The 16,458-nt window shown below is 72.3% G+C and carries 18 protein-coding genes; 3 read left to right on the forward strand and 15 right to left on the reverse strand.

Going from position 1 to position 16,458, the window contains the following annotated elements; all coding sequences use genetic code 11:
• Positions 1-46: 46 nt before the first annotated feature.
• Positions 47-1,234, reverse strand: coding sequence for an ABC transporter substrate-binding protein (locus LY05_RS10665; RefSeq protein WP_072747631.1), 1,188 nt, complete (start codon positions 1,232-1,234; stop codon positions 47-49).
• 373 nt (positions 1,235-1,607) lie between these two features.
• On the opposite strand from LY05_RS10665, the gene LY05_RS10670 reads away from it, so the two are divergent.
• Entirely contained in the window at positions 1,608-2,057 is a 450-nt protein-coding gene (locus LY05_RS10670) for a MarR family winged helix-turn-helix transcriptional regulator (protein WP_148923164.1), read from the forward strand.
• 10 nt (positions 2,058-2,067) lie between these two features.
• Here LY05_RS10670 and LY05_RS10675 read toward each other — a convergent pair whose 3' ends face one another.
• The 13 genes from LY05_RS10675 to LY05_RS10735 form a co-directional block, all read right to left on the reverse strand.
• Positions 2,068-2,946: an SMP-30/gluconolactonase/LRE family protein gene (locus LY05_RS10675; RefSeq protein ID WP_148923165.1), complete on the reverse strand. Its 879-nt coding sequence runs from the start codon at positions 2,944-2,946 to the stop codon at positions 2,068-2,070.
• 23 nt (positions 2,947-2,969) lie between these two features.
• A complete protein-coding gene (locus tag LY05_RS10680) occupies positions 2,970-3,152 on the reverse strand; it encodes a hypothetical protein (protein ID WP_125459030.1) in 183 nt (60 codons plus the stop codon).
• Positions 3,153-3,217: 65 nt separating this feature from the next.
• Positions 3,218-4,438, reverse strand: coding sequence for a cysteine desulfurase (locus LY05_RS10685; RefSeq protein WP_148923166.1), 1,221 nt, complete (start codon positions 4,436-4,438; stop codon positions 3,218-3,220).
• Positions 4,439-4,465: 27 nt separating this feature from the next.
• The gene (locus LY05_RS10690; RefSeq protein WP_148923167.1) at positions 4,466-5,050 is read right to left on the reverse strand and encodes a YIP1 family protein; all 585 of its coding nucleotides are present in this window, start codon (positions 5,048-5,050) and stop codon (positions 4,466-4,468) included.
• Between the two features lie 46 nt (positions 5,051-5,096).
• Positions 5,097-5,753, reverse strand: coding sequence for a YIP1 family protein (locus tag LY05_RS10695; protein WP_148923168.1), 657 nt, complete (start codon positions 5,751-5,753; stop codon positions 5,097-5,099).
• Positions 5,754-5,906: 153 nt separating this feature from the next.
• On the reverse strand, positions 5,907-6,530 hold the full coding sequence (locus LY05_RS10700; RefSeq protein ID WP_072747559.1) for a hypothetical protein: 624 nt from the start codon (positions 6,528-6,530) through the stop codon (positions 5,907-5,909).
• Positions 6,527-7,834: a Fe-S cluster assembly protein SufD gene (gene sufD / locus LY05_RS10705; protein WP_148923169.1), complete on the reverse strand. Its 1,308-nt coding sequence runs from the start codon at positions 7,832-7,834 to the stop codon at positions 6,527-6,529. Before sufD ends, LY05_RS10700 begins: the two co-directional genes overlap by 4 nt.
• Positions 7,834-8,589: a Fe-S cluster assembly ATPase SufC gene (sufC, locus tag LY05_RS10710; protein ID WP_148923170.1), complete on the reverse strand. Its 756-nt coding sequence runs from the start codon at positions 8,587-8,589 to the stop codon at positions 7,834-7,836. Before sufC ends, sufD begins: the two co-directional genes overlap by 1 nt.
• Positions 8,590-8,645: 56 nt before the next feature.
• On the reverse strand, positions 8,646-8,966 hold the full coding sequence (locus LY05_RS10715) for a heavy metal-binding domain-containing protein (RefSeq protein WP_072747556.1): 321 nt from the start codon (positions 8,964-8,966) through the stop codon (positions 8,646-8,648).
• Complete coding sequence (locus LY05_RS10720; RefSeq protein WP_072747555.1) at positions 8,963-9,412, reverse strand: hypothetical protein; 450 nt, start codon at positions 9,410-9,412, stop codon at positions 8,963-8,965. Before LY05_RS10720 ends, LY05_RS10715 begins: the two co-directional genes overlap by 4 nt.
• Entirely contained in the window at positions 9,409-10,944 is a 1,536-nt protein-coding gene (sufB, locus tag LY05_RS10725) for a Fe-S cluster assembly protein SufB (RefSeq protein ID WP_072747554.1), read from the reverse strand. The genes LY05_RS10720 and sufB overlap by 4 nt, the downstream gene beginning before the upstream one ends.
• Positions 10,945-11,098: 154 nt before the next feature.
• Complete coding sequence (locus tag LY05_RS10730; RefSeq protein WP_148923171.1) at positions 11,099-12,184, reverse strand: cysteine desulfurase family protein; 1,086 nt, start codon at positions 12,182-12,184, stop codon at positions 11,099-11,101.
• Positions 12,181-12,693 carry an Rrf2 family transcriptional regulator gene (locus LY05_RS10735; protein ID WP_148923172.1) on the reverse strand — a complete coding sequence of 171 codons (513 nt, stop codon included), beginning with the start codon at positions 12,691-12,693 and terminating at the stop codon, positions 12,181-12,183. The genes LY05_RS10730 and LY05_RS10735 overlap by 4 nt, the downstream gene beginning before the upstream one ends.
• A 213-nt stretch (positions 12,694-12,906) precedes the next feature.
• Here LY05_RS10735 and LY05_RS10740 point away from each other — a divergent pair, with 213 nt between their 5' ends.
• The gene (locus LY05_RS10740; protein WP_148923173.1) at positions 12,907-13,557 is read left to right on the forward strand and encodes an alpha/beta hydrolase; all 651 of its coding nucleotides are present in this window, start codon (positions 12,907-12,909) and stop codon (positions 13,555-13,557) included.
• A gap of 119 nt (positions 13,558-13,676) precedes the next feature.
• Here the strand turns inward: LY05_RS10740 and LY05_RS10745 are convergent, their stop codons facing one another.
• The gene (locus LY05_RS10745; protein WP_148923174.1) at positions 13,677-14,822 is read right to left on the reverse strand and encodes an anhydro-N-acetylmuramic acid kinase; all 1,146 of its coding nucleotides are present in this window, start codon (positions 14,820-14,822) and stop codon (positions 13,677-13,679) included.
• A gap of 85 nt (positions 14,823-14,907) precedes the next feature.
• Between LY05_RS10745 and tyrS the strand changes: the two genes are divergently transcribed.
• Entirely contained in the window at positions 14,908-16,161 is a 1,254-nt protein-coding gene (tyrS, locus tag LY05_RS10750; protein WP_148923175.1) for a tyrosine--tRNA ligase, read from the forward strand.
• Positions 16,162-16,458 lie beyond the last annotated feature (297 nt).

Consider the following 16,458-nt stretch of genomic DNA (forward strand, 5'->3'; position numbering starts at 1 on the left):
CGGCGCGGGGGCCGCGCCGGGTCCGGTTGCGTGGATGAGGCCGCGCTCAGCGAACGCGGACGGTGGTGAACTTGCCGCCCTTGACCTCGAGTTCGCGATACGAGCCGGCGGCCTCGCCCGGGCCGATCAGCTCGACATTGGTGGCGCCGACGTAATCGACGTCGCCGCCCTTGGCCAGGATGTCCAGCGCCTTGGCCAGCTCGCCGGGGCCGATGGGCTCGCCGGGGGCGTTGGCCACCTCGATGATCTTGGACTGGATGGCGGCGCGGTCGTCGGAACCGGCGGCCTGCATGGCCAGCGCGATCAGCGCCGCGGCGTCGTAGGATTCGCCGCGATAGGGACCGTCGCCCATGATGCCGTTGGCCTTGGCCATCTTGTCGAACTTGGCGAAGTTGTCTCCCGCCGAGCCGGGCGCGGTGCCGAAGCTGCCGTCCAGCGCCGAGCCGAAGGTCTGGGTCAGGCTGTCGCCGATCATGCCGTCGCCAAGGATGAAGGTGTCGAAGGCGCCGGTGTCGAGCGCGGCCTGGATCACGCCCTTGCCGCCCTGATCGACATAGCCGAACACGGCCAGCGCGTCGGCGCCCGCCGCGGCCAGCGCGCCGACTTCGGCCGAGTAGTCGCCCTTGCCGTCCTCATGCGCCGAGACGATCGGAACCTCGCCGCCCGCGGCGGTGAAGGCGGCGACGAAGGCGTCGGCCAGGCCCTTGCCGTAGTCGTTGTTGGTGTAGGTGACGGCCACGCTCTTGATGCCGCGCTCCTTGACGATGTCGGCCAGCACCTGGCCCTGGCGCGCGTCGGACGGCGCGGTGCGGAAGAAGTAGCCCTTGTCCTCGATGGTCGAGAGCGCCGGCGAGGTGGCCGAGGGCGAGATGGTGACGACGCCGTTGGGCACCGACACGTTCGCGGTCACGGCCATGGTCACGCCCGAGCAGTCGGGGCCGTAGATGGCGGCGACCTTCTCCGAGGTGACCAGGCGCTCGGCCGCGGCGACGGCGGCGGCCGAGTCGACGCAGGTGCTGTCGGCGCGCACGGGCACGAGCACCTTGCCGCCCAGCAGCGTGCCGGCGTCCGAGGCCTCCTTCATGGCCAGCTCGGCCGAGGCGGCCATGTCGGGGGTCAGCGACTCGATCGGGCCGGTGAAGCCCAGGATGACGCCGATCTTGACCTCCTGCGCGCCCGCGGCGCCGGTCAGCGCCAGCGCGACGGCGGCCGAGGCGAGAAGCGTTTTCTTCATGATCATCTCCCGTTGGGTGTCTCGTTGCTTGTTGGGCGCGCGCCGGGCGCGCGGCGACGGAAAAGCCTTCCGCGCCGCCCGCCGGGGCGCCATGCCGCGGCGCCATTGTGTCTTGGATCGGCGGCGCGCTGTCAATCAAGACAAGCGCCAGCATATGTCTATTTGCGCGCCCTGCGCGCAGAATTCCGCCCCCGCAGAGGGCCGCGCGGCAATTTTCTTCCCAACTTTCCCCGCCGCGCCCCCCGCGCGCGAAATCCGCCCCGGCCGCGGCCGCGAAGGCGCGCTCAAGCGCCCTTGCGAGCGGCGCGCCGAGCCGCGATAAAGACCTGATCCTTCCCGCGGCGCCCCGGCCGCTCACAGGAACAAGGCTGGAATGGAAGCGAAAGACGTCAACCCGCGCTCGCTCGGCTTTCTGATCACCGACGTGGCGCGGCTGCTGCGCGCCGACCTGGAACGGCGCGTGGCCAGGGCCGGGCTGGCCCTGACCAGCGGCGAGGCGCGCGCGCTGGTTCATGCCGCCGCCGCCGAGGGCGCGCGCCAGACCCACCTGGCCGAGCGCATGGGCGTCGAGCCGATGACCCTGTGCGGCTATGTGGACCGCCTGGAATCGCAGGGGCTGGTGGCCCGCCAGCCGCACCCGCAGGACGGGCGCGCCAAGATCGTCACCCTGACCCCGCAAGGGCGCGAGATGATCCGCGAGATCGCGCCCCTGCTCGTCGCCATGCTGGCCGACGCCACCGAGGGCATGTCGCAGGCGCAGATCGACGCGCTGCGCGCCGCGCTCGAACACATGCGCGCGCGCCTGACCTCGGACGAGGGCTGAACGCTCAGCCCTACGGGGCGTGGAGGAACCGCGCCTCGGGCGCGCCGCGCACATCCTCCAGATCGATCGCGAACACCGCCCCCGCATCGGGCTGCGCGGCCAGCTGCGCCTCGCTCAGCCCCGCGCGCGCCGAGACCACGAAAAGCCGCCGCAGATCCGGGCCCCCGAAGGCCGGGCAGGTCGGGCGCTGGATCGGCAGCTCGACCACCCGCTCCTCGCGCCCGTCCGGGGCGTAGCGCACCACGCGCCAGGCGTCCCACTGCGCGTTCCACACATGCCCCTCGGCGTCGCAGACCGAGCCGTCGGGCCAGGCCTTGCCGCGCAGGTCCACGAACACCTCGGACTCGCCGCGCGGCGCGCCGTCGGCCGGGTCGAGCGGCTGGCGCCAGATGATCTGCTCGACCGTGTCGGTCCAGTAGGCCGCGCGCCCGTCGGGCGAGAAGCAGATCGAGTTGGGCACCGTCACGCCCTTGCGCCAGAGCCGCGGCCCCTCGGCGCCGACGCGCCAGATGGCGCCCGCGCCGCGCTCGAACTTCCAGCCCATGGTCCCGATCCAGAAGTTCCCCCACGGATCCGCCCGCCCGTCATTCGCGCGCGTGACGGGATCGTCGGCCTCGAGCGGCCAGAGGCGCTCGCACGCCTCGCCGTCCAGATCGAGCCGCCAGAGCCCGCTCTGCGAGGCGGCCAGGATGCGGCGGCGGTCGATCCAGGCGGCGGCCGAGAAGGCCTCGGGCAAGGCGCGGCGGCGCAGATTCCCGCCCTCCGCGCCGCATTGGAACATCGCGCGCTCGGGGATGTCGAACCAGATCAGCTCGCCGCGCTCGGGATGCCAGAGCGGCCCCTCGCCCAGACGGCAGCGCGTCGGCGCGATCACGCGCGGCCTGCCCATGCCTGCGCCTCCAGCCGGCGCGCTCAGCGGCCCGGCCCGAGCGATTCGCGCGCCATCTCGGCCGACAGGGCCAGGAACAGCCGCCACGGCGCCGCCAACAGCGTCATCATGTTCTGCACGCCCTGCAGCTGCGCCTCGGCAGCCCCGAACGAGAACGCGTCGCCCGCGACGGGCGCCGGGGCCTCGGTCATCGAATGTCTGCTCATCTTCGCCTCACGCAACTTTCTCGCGATCAACGGCGCAGCTGCGCAACGCCGTTTCGCAAAAGCTATCATGCGAAGAGTTTATGACAGGTTTCAAGCGCTTCGATCAGCGCATCGACCTCTTCGATGGTGTTATACAGCCCGAAGCTCGCCCGGCAGGTGGCGGGCACGCCCAGATGCTCCATCAGCGGCTGCGCGCAGTGATGGCCCGCGCGCACGGCCACGCCCTTGCGGTCGAGCACGGTCGAGATGTCGTGCGCATGGGCCGGCCCGCGCATGGTGAACGAGAAGATCGCCCCCTTGCCCGGCGCATCGCCCTGCACCTCGAGCCAGTCGAGCGCGCCGAGCCGCGCGCGGGCATGATCGCGCAGCCGCGCCTCGTGGGCGGCGATGTTCTCCATCCCCAGCCCCTCGAGATAGTCGATCGCCGCGCCCAGCCCGATCATCTGCACGATGGCGGGGGTGCCGGCCTCGAACTTGTGCGGCGGATCGTTGTAGGACACCGCGTCGCGGCGCACCTCGCGAATCATGTCGCCGCCGCCGAAGAAGGGGCGCATCTGCGCCAGCCGCTCGGCGCGCGCGAACAGCGCCCCCGAGCCGGTGGGGCCATACAGCTTGTGGCCTGTGATCACATAGAAGTCGCAGCCGATGCGCGAGACGTCCACCTTCATGTGCACCGCCGCCTGACTGCCGTCGATCAGCGTCGCCACGCCCCGCTCGCGCGCGGCGGCGCACACGCGCGCCACATCCACCACCGTGCCCAGCACGTTCGACATGTGCGTCAGCGCCACCAGCTTCGTGCGCGGCCCGATGGCGTCGATCACCTTCTGCGGATCGAGGCTGCCGTCGGGCTCGGGCTCGACCCAGCGCAGGACCGCGCCGTGGCGCTCGCGCATGAAATGCCAGGGGACGATGTTGGCGTGGTGCTCCATCACCGACAGGACGATCTCGTCGCCCGCCTCGATGCGCGGCTCGAGCCAGGCGTAGGAGACCAGGTTGACGCCATGCGTGGCGCCCGAGGTGAAGATGATCTCCTCCTCCGAGGGCGCGCCGAGGAAGGCGGCGATGCGGGCGCGCACGCTCTCGTAGCGCTCGGTGGCCAGGTTGGACAGGTGGTGCAGGCCGCGATGGACGTTGGCGTATTCCTCGGCATAGGCGCGCGTCACCGCCTCGATGACCGCGCGCGGCTTCTGCGCCGAGGCGCCGTTGTCCAGATAGACCAGCGGCTTGCCGTGGACGGTGCGCGAGAGGATCGGGAAATCCCGGCGCACGGCGTGAACGTCATACATGCGAAAGCCTCCTTGGATACCCGGCCCTCATCCCAGCAGCCCCCCGATCAGCCCCGCGGCGACCAGCGCCACGAAGCCCAGCGCGACGAAGCCGACCAGCGTGGCGCCGATGACCGGCGCAAGGCGCGTGAAGCCATGCGCCTCGGCCACGAACTGCGCGAACATCCAGATCGACACGCCGACCGAGAAGGGCAGCAGCAGCGCCAGCCCCTCGGGCAGCCCCGCCTCGGGGCGCGCGGCGGCCATGCCCAGCGCCGTCGCCGGCGCCAGGGCCGAGGTCGCCAGGCTGTGCCACGCCACCGCGGCCGCCACCTGCATGCGCGCGCCGCGCCCGCCGAAACGCGCGCCAAGGGCGTAGGCGCCCTGCGCGAGCAGCGCGAACATGAACAGCTGCGCCAGGAGCTCGAGCGCGCGCGCCGCCAGCCCCGCCGGCGCCGGCGGCAGGCCGGCCAGCGCGAAGGTCAGCCCCGACAGCACCGACTGGATCAGGTAGCCCAGCGTCACCATCAGCACGCAGGCCGACATGTCGGGCGCCGCGGCGATGATCCGCCGCGCCGATTCGCGCGGGCGCAGATAGGCGTCGCGCAGGTTCAGAAGAAAGTCGTTGATCATGCGGCGCGTCCCCTGATGCCGGGGCGACGCGCCGCGCGCGCGCGGGTCAGACGACGCCCCTCGCCGCCAGATAAACCGTGAAGACCGAAAGCGCCACCGCCGCGACGGACAATCCCATGAAGAGGAAACCCATGCGCCGGAAGCCATGCACCTCGGCCAGGGCGGAGGAGATGAAGAACAGGAAGGGAATCAGCCCCACGTAATAGGGCGGCAGGGCCAGCATGTCGTGCCTGAGGATCGGAAAATCGTCCTCGAACCAGCTCATCGCCACCGTCAGCAGCGCCGCCGCCAGGCCGAAGGGCGCCGAGACCAGCGCCCCCCAGAACACGGCCAGGCGCGTCTCCCACCACCCGGCGGCGCCGCCGAAGACGCGGCACACGATCCGCAGCCCGGCCGCGAGCGCATACATGAAGCTCGTGCGCGCCAGCAGCGCCAGCACCAGCCACATCCCGATCTGCGCCGGCAGCTTGGCCTGCGCGGCCGCGGTGGGCGCGACCACCGTCTTGATGGTCCAGCTGAGGAAGAAGATGATGTCCGAGAGCATGACGTAGAACAGGAGCCGCGCCTCGGAAGGCTCCTCGCGCAGCAGGCGCCGGGTCGAGGCGCGCATGTCCGCCCACGCATCCAGCACCCTGTCCTTGAGCGAGGCCCGCGCCAGATCGTCGCCATCCATGGCCGCAAGCCCGGAGTCCGCACGCTCCATCGATCCGCTCCCCTACGCAACGCACACGCCAAGCGCCCCCCGAAGGCAGGCGCCGCGCGCCGAGGCTAGCAAAGAACGGTCGGGTTGCGAAACCCTTTCGCGCATCGCGGCCCGCGGGCGCGGGCGTCGGGCAGCGCGCGGGGCCGGGCGCGCTCATGCCCCGCCCGTCAGCGCCGCCAGCGTCATGAAGGCCAGCGCCGCCCCGTTGACCAGCACGAACAGGCCCGCGAACACCGCCGCCGCCGAGCGGAAGCCATGCGCCTGCGCCACGCACGAGGCCCAGATCCACGCCGTCAGCGCCCAGGCCGCGGCGCCAAGCGCCGTCGCCGCCCAGCCCGCCCCCGCCATGCGCAAGAGGTCGCCGACCAGCGTCGCCCCCAGCTGCGCCGGCGCCGCCACGAGCAGCGCCCAGAAGGTCGCCAGCCGCGTCTCGTACCAGCCGCCGGCGCCGCCGAAGGCCCGCGCCCCCAGCTGCGTCAGCGCCGCGACGGCGTAAAGAACCAGCGGCAGAAAGAACAAAAGCGCCAGCATCGCCGCCCCGACCTGCGCGCCAAGCCCGCCCTGCAGGCTGCCCGCGGGCGCATGCAGCAGCTGCGCCAGACGGCCCAGGAACAGCGCCAGGCACGCGCCCATCGCATAGGCCAGCAGCCGCGACTCGGGCGGCCGCTCGGCCAGCTGCGCGGCCATCGAGGCGCGAAACCGCGGATACGCCCCCAGCACCGCCGCGGCCAGGCCGCGGCGGCGGGCGGGGGCGGATCCGGCGCCCGGCGCGCTCATCGCGAGCGGCGCTCGAGCCACGCGGCGACGCGCGCGCGCACCACGTCGGCCAGGGCCTCGTCCTCGATCTCGGCCACGGCCTCGTCGAGGAAGGCCAGCACCAGCATGTTGCGCGCCGCATCGGCCGGAATCCCGCGCGAGCGCAGATAGAACAGCGCCGTCTCGTCCACCGCCCCGACGGTCGAGCCGTGCGAGCACGCCACGTCGTCGGCGTAGATCTCGAGCTCGGGCTTGGAGTCGAACTCGGCGTTCTCGGTCAGCAGAAGCCCCTGGCTGAGCTGATACCCGTCGGTCTTCTGCGCGCCGGGCCGGACCAGGATCTTGCCCTGGAAGACGCCGCGCGCGCCCTCGCGCAGGACCTTCTTGAACACCTGGCGGCTTTCGCAGCCCACGGCGTCATGGGTGATGAACACCGTGTCGTCGTGCAGGAAGGCGCCGTCGCCCACGCACGCCCCGGCCAGATGCGCCGAGGCGCCGTCGCCCGCCAGGCGCACCACGGTCTCGTTGCGCGTCAGCCGCCCGTTCGCGGTCAGCGTGAAGCTCTTGAACGAGGCCTCCGCGTCGAGCAGCGCGAAGATGTGCGCGGCGCCCACGCGCTCGTGATCGCGCCCCTGCGCGCGCACGTGATGCAGCCGCGCGCCCTCGGCCAGCGAGACCTCGAGGCACATGTTCGCGCGCGCCGCCACGGCCCCCTCCTCGAGCAGCGTCAGCTCGGCGCCCGGCTCGAGCCGCACCAGGTTGCGCACCATGGCGTCGGCGCGCGGATCCTCGTGCACGTAGCGCAGGTCGATCGGACGCGCCGCCTTGCCGGTCGCGCGGATGGCGAAGCCCTGCGCCGCGCACGCAGTGTTGAGCGCGGCCAGCGGGCGCTCGACCTGCGACTGGCCCTCGGCCTCGAGCCGGCCGAACAGGTCGGCCGCCCAGTGGATGTCGGCCGCAAGCGCCTCGGACAGGGGCGCGATCTCGACCCCCTCCATGCGCGGATCGTCCGACAGGTCGGGGCGGAAGACGCCGTCCACGAACACCAGGCGCAGCGCGTCGGTCCCGGCCCAGAGCGGCCCCTCGTCGTCGGCCATGGCGGGCGCGGCGTCCGGCGCGGGCTGGAGCAGCGGCGCGGGGTCGGTGTATTTCCAGTATTCGTCGCGGCGCGCGGGCGCGCCCATCTCGCGCAGGCGCGCCTCGGCCGCGGCGCGGGCCTCGCGCGCCCAGCGCGCCTCGCCCTCGGGCGCGGGCCGGGCGGCCAGCAGCGCCTCGGCCGCCTCGAGCTTCTGCGGCGTCTTGCGGGTGCGGATCGGCGCCAGCATCAGGCGACCTCCGCCAGGATGTCGGAATAGCCGTTGCGCTCGACCTCGAGCGCCAGCTCGGGCCCGCCGGTCTTGACGATGCGCCCATCGGCCATGATGTGCACCACGTCGGGCGCGATGTGGTCCAGCAGGCGCTGGTAATGCGTGATGACCAGGAAGGCCCGCCCCGCGTCGCGCAGCGCGTTCACGCCCTCGGCCACCAGCTTCATCGCATCGACGTCAAGGCCCGAGTCGGTCTCGTCCAGGATGCACATCTTCGGCTCGAGCACCGCCATCTGAAGGATCTCGTTGCGCTTCTTCTCGCCGCCCGAGAAGCCCACATTGACCGGCCGCTTGAGCATCTCGGCGTCGATCTTCAGCGCCTTGGCCTTCTCGCGCACGATCTTGAGGAACTCGGCGGCCGAGACCTCGGGCTCGCCGCGCGCCTTGCGCTGGGCGTTGTAGGCGGTGCGCAGGAAGGTCATGTTGCCGACGCCGGGGATCTCGACCGGATACTGAAAGGCCAGGAACAGGCCGGCGGCGGCGCGCTCCTCGGGCTCCATCTCGAGCAGGTCCTTGCCCAGCAGCGTGACCGAGCCCTCGGTCACCTCGTAGCCCTCGCGCCCGGCCAGCACGTAGCTGAGCGTCGACTTGCCCGAGCCGTTGGGCCCCATGATCGCGTGCACCTTGCCCGCCTCGACCGTCAGATCGACGCCCTTGAGGATCGCCTTGTCCTCTTCCTCGAGCTTCACGTGCAGGTTCCTGATCTCAAGCATTCCCGATTTCCTTCTTTCCGTTTCGTCGGCCGCCTGGCGGCCATGTTCCGCGGGCGTCAGGGGCGCGACAGCGAAACCGCCGTGCCCGAAGCCGACACCATCAGCATCGACTCGCCCAAAACCTCGTAGTCCAGATCGACGCCCACCACCGCGTCGGCGCCCAGCGCGGCGGCGCGCTCGGTCATCTCGCGCAGCGCCGTCTCGCGCGCGTCGGCCAGCTTGCCTTCATAGGCGCCCGAGCGGCCGCCCACGATGTCGGTGATGGAGGCGAAGAAGTCGCGCAGCACGTTCGCGCCCATGATCGCCTCGCCCGTCACGATGCCGCGATAGGCCGTGATGCGCGCGCCCTCGACGGCGTGGGTTGTGGTCACGATCATGCCTCTCGCTCCGTCTCGTCGGCCTGACGCCGCTCCTCGTCCCCTTCGGCCAGGTTGAGCAGGATGCCCACCAGCGCCATGCCCGACAGCGCCGCCGCGCCCAGCGCGGCGCGCCCGACGCCCGTGGCGAAGCCGCCGCCGAAAAGCCCCGCCGCCGCCGCCGCCAGCATCAGCGCGAAGGCGGCCATGGCCCATGCCCGCGCCCCGCCCGACAGGAAGCGCGCCGCGGCGCGCCGCCCCTGGCGCGGGTCCGGCGCCCAGCGCGCCATGAAACCCGACAGGGTCAGAGCCCAGGTGCCCTGCGCCACCACCAGAAAGATCGCCGCCTGCGAGACCAGACCGCCCCCGGCGCGCGCCGACAGCGTGGCCGCCCCCTGGGCCGCCAGGACGGGGGCCAGCACGCAGGCGGCCCCCTCGAGCATCTGGCGCAGGCGGCGCGGCGTCACCCGACCGACCCTTCGAGCGAGATCGCCACCAGGCTTTGCGCCTCCATGGCGAATTCCATGGGCAGGGCCTGCAGCACCTCGCGGCAGAAGCCGTTGACCACCAGCGCCACGGCCTCTTCCTCGGTCATGCCGCGCTGGCGGCAGTAGAACAGCTGGTCCTCGTCCACCTTCGAGGCGGTCGCCTCGTGCTCGACCCGCGACGAGCTGTTCTTGCACTCGATGTAGGGCACGGTGTGGGCGCCGCACTTGTCGCCGATCAGCAGGCTGTCGCACTGGGTGTAGTTGCGGCTGCCCGACGCCTTGGGATGGATCGAGACCAGCCCGCGATAGGTGTTCTGCGCCCGACCCGCGCTGATGCCCTTCGAGACGATGCGGCTGCGCGTGTTGCGCCCCAGATGGATCATCTTCGTGCCTGTGTCGGCCTGCTGCATGTTGTTGGCGATGGCGATCGAGTAGAACTCGCCCTGGCTGCCCTCGCCGCGCAGGATGCACGACGGATACTTCCAGGTGATGGCCGAGCCCGTCTCGACCTGCGTCCACATCACCTTCGAGCGCGCGCCGCGGCAGTCGGCGCGCTTGGTGACGAAGTTGTAGATGCCGCCCTTGCCGTTCTCGTCGCCCGGATACCAGTTCTGCACCGTCGAATACTTGATCTCGGCGTCGTCCAGCGCCACCAGCTCGACCACCGCGGCGTGCAGCTGATTGGTGTCGCGCATGGGCGCGGTGCAGCCCTCGAGATAGCTGACGTAGGAACCCTTGTCGGCGATGATCAGCGTGCGCTCGAACTGGCCGGTGTTCTCGGCGTTGATGCGGAAATAGGTGCTCAGCTCCATCGGGCAGCGCACGCCGGGCGGCACGTAGACGAACGAGCCGTCCGAGAACACGGCCGAGTTGAGCGTGGCGTAGAAGTTGTCCGTGGCCGGCACGACCGAGCCCAGATACTTGCGCACCAGCTCGGGATGCTCCTGCACCGCCTCGGAGATCGAGCAGAAGATGACGCCGGCGCGCGCCAGCTCTTCCTTGAAGGTGGTGCCGACCGAGACCGAGTCGAACACCGCGTCCACCGCCACCTTGCGCGCGTCGGCGCGCGCGTCGGCCGGCGCCGCCTCGGCGCCCTCGACGCCGGCCAGGATCATCTGCTCGCGCAGCGGAATGCCCAGCTTCTCGTAGGTGCGCAGAAGCTCGGGGTCCACCTCGTCCAGCGACTTGGGCTTCTTGGCCATGCTCTTGGGCTGGGCGTAGTAATACTGCTCCTGGAAGTCGATGGGCGGATGCTCGAGCATCGCCCAGCGCGGCGGCTCCATGCCCTGCCAGCGGCGGAAGGCGTTCAGGCGCCATTCGAGCAGCCATTCGGGCTCGTTCTTCTTGGCCGAGATCAGACGCACGATGTCCTCGTTCAGGCCCTTGGGCGCGTATTCCGTCTCGACCTTGCTCTCGAAGCCGTATTTGTAGCGCTCGCCGATCGAGCGGACCGCCTCGACGGTCTCCTTCTCGACGCCTTCCTTGACCTTCGTCTCGTCCAAAGCGGCCATCCTCGTCTCCATTGCGTTTCGCCGGGGCGCAAGGCCGGCCGGCGTCCTGTCCTGCTGCGCGGCCCCCGCGGGCCGCATGGGGGCGCGCCCCCGTTCGTTCCTCATCCCCCGTCCGGATCCCCCGTCCGGGCCCCTCGGCGCCCGCGCGGGCCGTTCAGGCCGCCGAGGCGCTCCGGCGGCGCCGGCGCAGCTCGGCCCAGGCCTCGGCGAAGGCCAGCGCCTCGTCCTCGCGCGTGTCCGGGCCCAGCGAGACCCGCAGCGCGCAGCGCGCCAGTTCGGGCGCCAGCCCCATCGCCGCCAGCGCGCGGCTGGGCGCCGTCTTGCCCGAGGCGCAGGCCGAGCCGGCGCTGACCGCGAAGCCGGCGAGATCCAGCTGCATCACCTGCGTCTCGCCCTTCCAGCCCGGCGTGACGGCGCAGGTCGTGTTGGGCAGGCGCGGCGACCCCCTGCCGGGGAAGATGGTTTCGGGAGAAGCCTTTTCGAGCCGCTCCTCGATCATGTCGCGCAGCCTTTCGACCCGCGCCCAGACGCCCGCCTCCAGATCGCGCAGCGCCGCCTCGGCCGCGGCGCCGAAGCCGGCGATGCCGGGCACGTTCTCGGTGCCCGGCCGGCGGCGCAGCTCCTGCCCGCCGCCGGCGGGGCCGAAATCGACCCCGGCGCCCGCGCGCACGATCAGCGCGCCCACGCCCTTGGGCCCACCGATCTTGTGCGCCGACAGCATGAGCGCCCGCGCGCCCATGGCCGCGAAATCCAGCGCCGTCTTGCCCGCCGCCTGGGTGGCGTCGCACAGAAGAAGGGGTGCGCGGCGCGCGGCCGGCTGCATCACGCCGGTCTCGGAATTGGCCAGCTGAAGCGTCGCGGGCGCGCCCTCGGGCGCATCTTCAAGACGCACGCGCCCGCCCGCCTCGACCCCCAGCCGCGCCGGCGCGGCGCAGGCGACGGCCTCGGCATGGACCGAATCGTGCTCGACATCGGCGAAGGCCAGCGCGCGGCGCCCGCGCAGCATGATCCGCGCCGCCTCGGTGGCGCCCGAGGTGAAGACGACCTCTTCGGGCGCGCAGCCCGCCAGCGCGGCGACCTGGCGGCGCGCGCGCTCGATCGCGGCGCGGGCGGCGCGGCCCTCGGCATGGACCGAGGACGGGTTGCCGCAAAGGTCCAGCGCCGCCAGCATGGCCGCGCGCGCCTCGGGGCGCAGCGGGGCGCTGGCGTTCCAGTCCAGATAGACGCGCCGGGCGCTCATGGCGCGTTCGCCGCCGCGGCGGAATCCTCGGCGTCGTCCTCGATCAGCGCGGCGAAATCCGGCACCGCCGGGCACGGCGCCAGCCGGTCGGCCACCACGTCGGCCAGCGTCATGCGCGCCAGGAACACATGCACATGGGCCGAGAGCTGCTCCCACAGGTTATGCGTGAGGCAACCCGCCTTCGAGCCCCCGCAGCCCTGCCCCGGCTTCTTGTCGCAGCCCATGGCGTTGAGGCGCTCGTCCACCGCCGCCATGATCTGCGCGATGTTGATCTGCGTCGCGGGCCGCGCCAGCCGGTAGCCGCCGCCCGGGCCGCGCATCGACTCGACCAGCCCCGCCCGGCGCAGGCGCGCGAAGAGCTGCTCGAGATAGGCCAGCGAGATGTCCTGCCGCTCGGCGATCTCGGCCAGCGAGACCAGCCGCGCCTCGTCCCCGCCCGGCTCGGCGCCCTGCAGCGCGATGTCGGCCAGCGCGGTCACGGCGTAGCGTCCCTTGGTGCTGAGCTTCATGGCCGTGTCCTTTCCGAGGGGCGCGCAGGCGCACGCGACGCCGCGGCCATTGACGGCGCGGCCCGCGCCGACTACCTCCTGTCGGTCGATCCAGGCCGCGCACGGCGTGGCGGCCGCGCTCGATTCTGGAATGTTTCTAGGTTTTCCTAGTCAAACAGTCAAGCATCGGCGCGCGCATTCGCCGCCGCCGGCCCCAAAGGATGAGGAAAAGGCATGCCCGAGGTGATTTTTCCCGGCCCCGAAGGCTGGCTGGAGGGACGCTATCACCCGCAGAAGGAGAAGGACGCGCCGATCGCGCTGATCCTTCACCCCCACCCCCAATACGGGGGGACGATGAACAACAAGGTCGTCTACAATCTGCACTACGCCTTTCACCGTCTGGGCTTCTCGGTGCTGCGGTTCAATTTCCGCGGGGTCGGCCGCAGCCAGGGCGAATATGACCAGGGCGTGGGCGAGCTGTCGGACGCCGCTTCGGCGCTGGACTATCTGCAGGCGATGAACCCGGGCGCGCGCACGACCTGGGTGGCGGGGTTCTCGTTCGGCGCGTGGATCGGGATGCAGCTGCTCATGCGCCGCCCCGAGATCACGGGATTCGTCTCGGTCGCGCCGCCGGCGAACATGTATGACTTCAGCTTCCTCGCCCCCTGCCCGGCCTCGGGCCTGATCATCAACGGCGAGGCCGACCGCATCGCTCCGAAGGACGACGTGCAGAAGCTGGTGGACAAGCTCAAGACCCAGCGCGGCATCGAGATCACGCACAAGGTCATCCCCGGCGCGGGCCACTTCTTCGAGAAGGAGCTGGACGACATGATCGCCCAGGTCGAGGACTACGTGCGCGGGCGCATGCTGGCCGACGCCATCTGACCGGCCGCTCCCGCCCGACGCCATCTGATCGGCCGCTCCCGCCCGACGCCATCTGATCGGCCGCTCCCGCCGCCGCCTGGCGCAGGGCCGCGCGGGCGGGGCCGCGGCGCGCCGCGCGCTCAGGGCGGGCTGACGCGGCCGCCCCTGGTGGGCGCGCGGCAGCCCGTCGCGCCCGGCGCCGACAGCGGCAGGCCGCGCAGCGCGCGCACCGCCAGATGCGCGAAGGCCTGCGCCTCGAGCATGTCGCCGTCCAGCCCCGCCGCCTCGACCGGCTCGACCGGGGCGTCGAGCCGCTCGGCCAGCATCGCCATCAGCGCCGCGTTGCGCCGCCCGCCTCCGCAGATCAGCCAGCGCGCCGGGGCCGCCGGCAGGCGGCTTGCCGCCGCCGCGACGCAATCGGCCGTCAGCGCCGTCAGCGTGGCCGCGCCGTCCTCGACGCTCATCCCCGCGACCGCCGCCATCGCCGGCGCGAAATCGTTGCGGTCGAGGGATTTGGGCGGCGGACGCTCGAGCCACGCGGCGACGCCGCCAAGCCGCGCCAGACGCGCGCGCACGCGCCCGGCGGCCGCCGCCGCGCCGTTCTCATCGCATGGCGCGCCGGCGCGCGCGCGCATCCAGTCGTCGATCAGCGCATTGCCCGGCCCGGTGTCGAAGGCGACCAGGGCGCCGGGCGCCTCGGGCGCCGGGGCCGCGGGATCGACCCAGGTCACGTTCCCCACCCCGCCCAGGTTCAGAAACGCCAGCGGCGCGTCGGCGCCGATCATCCGCGCCAGCGCGAAGTGAAAGAACGGGGCCAGCGGCGCCCCCTGCCCGCCCGCCCGCATGTCCGCCGAGCGGAAATCCCACGCCACCGGCACGCCCAGCGCCCGCGCCAGCGCCGCGCCGTCGCCCAGCTGCCAGGTCCAGCCCTGATCGGGCGCATGCGCCACCGTCTGCCCGTGAAAGCCGACGATCGCGGCCGGCGGCGCGCCCGGCGCCGCCAGAAGCCGCCGCGCCGCGCGCGCGTGCAGCGTCAGCACCTCGTCCTCGGCCGCGGCCAACGCCGCCGCCTCGGCCGGGCCGCGCGGCGGGCGGAACGGGCGCCAGTCGGCGTGAACGCGCCTGAGCGCCGGCGCGTCGCCGGGCCCGTAGGGCGCCGCCAGGCTGGGGCCGAAGGCGCGCGGGGTCTCGCCGTCGGTCAGCACCAGCGCCGCGTCGATCCCGTCCAGCGAGGTGCCGCTCATCAGCCCGAGAGCCCATACCGGGCCATGCGCCGCTTCGTTCATGCGCTGCTCTTTCCTTCCTCGCGCGGCCGGTGCATACATCGCGGGCCGACCGGCCAGAGGTTAGCCAAAGCGACGGAACAGGACCATGACCTACACGCCCAAGTCTGACTTCCTTCACGTCATGCAGACGCGCGGCTTCCTGCAGGACTGCACGGACCTGCAGGGCCTGGACGAGGCGCTGCTTGCGGGCGTGGTGCCGGGCTATATCGGCTTCGACGCGACGGCGCCCTCGCTGCATGTGGGCTCGCTGATCCAGATCATGATGCTGCGCTGGCTGCAGAAGACCGGCCACAAGCCGCTCGTCCTGATGGGCGGCGGCACCTCGAAGGTGGGCGACCCCTCGTTCCGCGCCGAAGAGCGCGCGCTGCTGTCCGAGGAGCAGATCGCCGCCAACATCGCGGGCATCCGCCGCGTCTTCGCCAACTATGTCGAATTCTCGGACGCGCCGACCGGCGCGCTCATGCTCGACAACGCCGAGTGGCTCGACAACCTGAACTACCTGCGTTTCCTGCGCGAGGTGGGGCGGCATTTCTCGGTCGGGCGCATGCTCAGCTTCGAAAGCGTCAAGCAGCGCCTCGAGCGCGAGCAGTCGCTGAGCTTTCTCGAATTCAACTACATGATCCTGCAGGCCTACGACTTCATGGAGCTGAACGCCCGCTACGGCTGCCGGCTGCAGATGGGCGGGTCGGACCAGTGGGGCAACATCGTCAACGGCATCGACCTGACGCGGCGCATGCGCCGGCAGGAGGTGTTCGGCCTGACCTCGCCGCTGCTGACCACGGCCGACGGCAGGAAGATGGGCAAGACGCAGGACGGCGCGGTGTGGCTGAACGCCGACATGCGCTCGCCCTATGAGTTCTGGCAGTTCTGGCGCAACACCGCCGACGCGGATGTGGGCCGGTTCCTCAAGCTCTACACCGAGCTGCCGCTCGAGGAATGCGCGCGGCTGGGCGCGCTGCAGGGCGCCGAGATCAACGAAGCCAAGATCCGCCTGGCCAACGAGGTCACCGCCCTGGCCCACGGCCCCGAGGCTGCGGCCGCCGCCGAGGCCACCGCGCGCGAGGTGTTCGAGCGCGGCGGCGCGGGCGAAGACCTGCCCAGCGTCGCCCTCGGCGCCGACGAGCTGGCCGGCGGCCTGAGCGCGGCGCAGCTTTTCGTGCGCGCGGGGCTGGCGGCCTCGGGCAAGGAGGCGCGGCGGCTGTTCAAGGAGGGCGGCGCGCGCATCAACGACCGCCCCGAAAGCGACCCGGGCCGGATGATCGGCGCCGCCGACTTCGCCGACGGGCCGCTCAAGCTGTCGGCCGGCAAGAAGCGCCACGCCCTGGCCCGCCTGGCCTGAGGCCGCCCGCCGCGCCGGCGATCGCGGCGGCGGGCGCGGCCGGCCGGCCCCCGCGCCCCGTCGCGGGCCGCCCGCGCCGCCGGGCGCCGACAAGGGCCGCGCGCACGGGCAAGGCCACGCGCGCGCCGACACGCACCGGGCGCACGGGCAAGGCCATGCCCGCGCGGACATGCACCGCGCGCAGGAGCAAGGCGGCGCGCGAGGCCGACACGCACCGGGCGCTGCGGGCAAGGCGAAGCGGACCGGGCGTAGCCGCCGCGGCGACCGAGCCGCTCGGCGCCGGTCCCGCGGCCTGCG

Origin of the sequence: Oceanicella actignis, assembly GCF_008124525.1 — a bacterium.
GTDB lineage: Bacteria > Pseudomonadota > Alphaproteobacteria > Rhodobacterales > Rhodobacteraceae > Oceanicella > Oceanicella actignis.